Below are 4,111 nucleotides of genomic sequence, written 5' to 3' on the forward strand. Positions count from 1 at the left end.
CATCATCCAGCCGCCAGCTTTGACCAGTTCCCACACGGTGGCAGATCCCCTTCGGAAAAGTGGCGCCACTCTAGCATAGGGCCGGGGTGTCGCCGACCGCCGCCGTTCTCATTTTTCCCGCCAAAATCGCGCCTGTTCGCGCAGCCCCTGCCCTGCCGCGAAGGCACCCAGGCGCACGTGCAGCGCGCCGTGCTCGACGTTGTCGTAAAGCTGCGCGGGCAGCGCCGCATAACGCGCGAGCACGCTCGGATGCGGATGACCGAAGGCATTGTGCGCGCCCCGGGATATCAGCGCGGCGCGCGGTGCGACCGCCTCGAGGAACGCCGGCGAGGATGAGCTGCGACTGCCATGGTGCGGCGCCAACAACCATTCGGCACGCATCTCCAGGCCACTGTCGAGCAAGGCGCGCTCGGTACGACTGTCGATATCGCCGGTCAGCCACAGGCGCTCGCCAGAGGCCTCGACGCGCAACACGCACGACGCCTGGTTGCCGTCCGCGGCCGCCGCCCAGCGCCAGGTGCTGAAGCGTACCTCGTCCCACTGCCAGCTGTGCCCCGAAACACAGGCCTCGGCCTGCAACGCGGGCGGTAACGCCGCGGCCTCCCCGCTCAGCACCTGCTTGACCCCGAGCCCACGCTGGATCGCCTGGGCGCCGCCGGCATGATCGTTGTCGGCGTGGCTGATCAACAGCATGTCGAGCTCGCGCACATCCAGGGCGCGCAGCGATGGCAATACCACCCGCTCGCCCATATCGAAATCGCCAAAGCGCGGTCCGGCGTCATACAGCAAGGCGTGCTCACGGGTGCGCAGCAGGACCGCCAAGCCCTGACCGACATCCAGCATCCACACCTCCGCCTGGCCGAGCGGCGGCCGCTGCGGCGGGGTGTAGAACAGCGGCAGCAGCATGACCAGGCCGAGGCCGCGCAACGGCACGCCGGCCGGCAATAACAGCAGCAAGGCGCCCACGCTACAGAGCAGCCAAGCCCATAGCGGCAGGGCACTGGGCAACCAGGCCGGCAGCCAGTCGGCAATCTGCGCCAGGAGCATGAACAACAGCTCGAGCAAGCCGCCGGCCAGCCAGAGCAACGCCTCGCCCAACCAGGGCACCGGCAGCAGCAGGGTACCGAGCAGCGCCAACGGCACCACCGTCAGGCCGACCCAGGGCACGGCCAGCAGATTGGCCAGCGGTCCACTTGCACTGACCGGCAAGCCCAGAGCCAGCAGCAGCGGCAGCAGACCGATGGCCATCGCCCATTGCGCCCGCCCCAAGGTCTGCCACCATGGCCAGGCGCCCAGTCGTCCCCCGAAGATCAGGATCAGCAACCCCACCGCACCGAAGGACAACCAGAACCCCGGCTGCAGGCTGGCCAGAGGTTCCGCCAGCAATACCAGCACCAACGCCAGCAGCAGCGGCAGCCAGACGCCGAGATGGTGAAACCGCAAGCGCCAGAGCAACACTAGGCCGACCATTGCACAGGCGCGCTGCACCGGCACCTGGAAACCCGCCAGCAGGCCGTATGCCAACGCGCCGGCAAAGGCCAATGCGCAGGCCCATGGCAGCCACGGCCAGTTGCGCGGCCACCAGCCCACGCGCGCCAGGCCAGCGACCAGCCCGTAGAGCAGCCCGGCCATCAGGCCGATGTGCTGACCGGATATCACCAGCAAATGCACCGTGCCGGTGTCTTGCAGCAAGCGCCAATCGGCCACCGACAAGCCCGAAGCGTCACCCAGCACCAGAGCGGCCAGTGCTCCTGCGCGGCCGTGGGCATCGCTGGCGAGCAAGCGCTGACGCACGGCATCGCGCCAAGCTCCGGGACCACTGGCCGGATACAGGCGCTCGCCACTCTTCACCGTACCGGTAGCGCCGATGCGTTGCGCCAGTAGCCAAGCCTCGTAGTCGAACGACTGGGGATTGACCAGGCCGCGCGGGCGCTTCAGCCGTACCGCCAGGCGCCAGGTCTCACCGGCACGCAGCTCGGGGCCGCCATACCAGGCCAAACGCAGGCTGCCAGGCAACTCGGCACGCCGCGACCGGGCCTGCTCCAGTTGGAAGCGCACCACCTCATCGCGCACTTCCGGCAAGCCGACCACTCGCCCCTGCAGCCACAGGGTTTGGCCGTCCAGCTCAGGCGCCAGCCTGTCGTCCAGCGCCCATTGCGCGGAGAGGCAGGCCCAACTGAAACCGAACAGGAAGAACGCCACGACATAGCTGCGAAACGGCAGCAACATCAGGCCCACGACCGGCAGCAGGCATAACAGCCAGGTAGGCGGCAGAGCCGGCAGGAATCGTAGCAGGAGCAGGCCTGCTACCAGCGCCAACATCCCCAAGCGCATGACCACTCACTCCTTGAGAGCCCATCCCGTGGACCCAGCCGAACGATCGGCTTGGGCATATTTGCTGACACAAAGTGTGCCAGCGACCGACCCTGAATCTGTGCATAATATCGGCGCTTTTAGCCCGTCAGAGAGCCCAAATGCCGCGTCGTGTATTCAAGCGCTACATGCCCCATCCAGACCGCATCAAGGCCAGCAAGTCCCTGCGCTTCCTCGGCGCGCTGATCCACGACCCCAACCTCTGGCACCTCAATCGCCACTCCGTCGCCCGGGCCATGGCCATCGGCCTGTTCTGGGCAATGATCCCGATGCCCATGCAAATGGCCGCCGCCGCCGCGGTGGCGATTCCGGCACGGGCCAACCTGCCGATTTCCATCGGCCTGGTCTGGCTGACCAATCCGATCACCATGCCGCCGGTGTTCTATTGCAGTTACAAGTTCGGTGCCTGGCTGACCAATACGCCGACCCTGGAGATGCCCGAGCACATCACCCTGAGCTGGATCGGCGAGGTACTGCAAAGCCATTGGCAACCTCTGTATCTGGGTTCTCTGGTATTGGCTCTGCTGTTCGCGCTGATCGGCTACGTGGCCACCAACACCTATTGGCATTGGTGGGTGCGGCACAATTGGCGCAAGCGCCAGGAAAAACGCCGCAACCGCAACCGCCAGGACTGAAGCAAAAAGGCCGTTATTCGGATAACGGCCTTTTTGCTTCAGGCAGACTAGCTCACTCGTAGCGCAAGGCCTCGGCCGGCTGGATGCCCGCGGCACGCCATGACGGATACAGCGTGGCGAGAAAACTCAGGGTCAAGGCCGCACCACAGATCAGCAGCACATCCGCGACCAGCAACTGCGAAGGCAGGTTGCTGATGAAATAGACATCCGAACTGAGCACCTGCTGGCCGCTCACACGCTCGATCCAGCCGACCAGTTGGCTGACATTCAACGCCGCCAGCACACCCAGCACTCCGCCGATCAGGGTACCGATCACGCCAATTACCGTGCCCTGCACCATGAAGATGCCCATGATCTGCCGGGGCGTGGCGCCCAGGGTACGCAGGATGGCGATATCGGCGCCCTTGTCGGCCACCACCATGATCAGGGTGGCAATGATGTTGAACGCCGCCACCGCGACTATCAGCAGCAGCAACAGGCCGATCATGGTCTTTTCCATCTTCATCGCACTGAACAGGCTGCCCTGGGTCAGCGTCCAATCGCTGGCGCGATAGCCGTCGCCCAACTCGGCGGCGATGGCTGCCGACACCTGCGGCGCCTGGTACAGGTCCTGCAACTTCAGCCGCACGCTCGGCACCTGCCCCGGCTGCAGGCGCTGGATCTGCGCGGCATCGGCGACGTTGATCAAGGCCAGCGAGCTATCCAGCTCGGCACCGACCTTGAACACCCCGACCACGTTGAGCCGTTGCATGCGCGGCGTGATGCCGCCCGGCACCGAGCTGACCTCGGGCACGATCAACGCCAGTTTGTCGCCGACCTTGAGCTGGAAGCGCCGCGCGGTGATCTCGCCGATCACCACGCCGAACTCGCCAGCGCGCAAATCGGCCAGGCGCCCCTGCACCATGTGCCGGTCGATGATCGAGACCTGTGGCTCCAACGCAGGATCGACGCCCTGCAACTGGATCGGTTGCATCGCCCCTCGGTAGGACAGCATGCCCTCCAACTCGGCGAAGGGCACGGCAGCGAGCACCTGCGGATGCTGGCGGGCGACCGCAGCCACGGCTTGCCAATCATCCAGTGGCTGCACGCCGGTGAGGCTGGCA

3 protein-coding genes are annotated in these 4,111 nt (G+C 65.9%); 1 reads left to right on the forward strand and 2 read right to left on the reverse strand.

What is annotated here, in order from left to right; translation table 11 throughout:
• Positions 1-108: 108 nt before the first annotated feature.
• A complete protein-coding gene (locus tag V6M61_RS01610; RefSeq protein ID WP_332774806.1) occupies positions 109-2,334 on the reverse strand; it encodes a DNA internalization-related competence protein ComEC/Rec2 in 2,226 nt (741 codons plus the stop codon).
• 140 nt (positions 2,335-2,474) lie between these two features.
• Between V6M61_RS01610 and V6M61_RS01615 the strand changes: the two genes are divergently transcribed.
• Entirely contained in the window at positions 2,475-3,008 is a 534-nt protein-coding gene (locus tag V6M61_RS01615; protein ID WP_332774807.1) for a DUF2062 domain-containing protein, read from the forward strand.
• Between the two features lie 52 nt (positions 3,009-3,060).
• Here the strand turns inward: V6M61_RS01615 and V6M61_RS01620 are convergent.
• Positions 3,061-4,111, reverse strand: a 1,051-nt coding sequence (locus tag V6M61_RS01620) for a lipoprotein-releasing ABC transporter permease subunit (protein ID WP_332774808.1), incomplete at its 5' end; no start/stop codon positions are given.

Origin of the sequence: Polaromonas sp. (assembly GCF_036676035.1) — a bacterium.
Lineage (GTDB): Bacteria > Pseudomonadota > Gammaproteobacteria > Burkholderiales > Burkholderiaceae_C > Polaromonas.

What these genes read in the sequence shown, in the direction of transcription:
- V6M61_RS01610 (WP_332774806.1), bottom strand. Translation starts at nt 2,334, where the DNA reads ATGCGCTTGGGGATGTTGGCGCTGGTAGCAGGCCTGCTCCTGCTACGA.
- V6M61_RS01615 (WP_332774807.1), top strand. Translation starts at nt 2,475, where the DNA reads ATGCCGCGTCGTGTATTCAAGCGCTACATGCCCCATCCAGACCGCATC.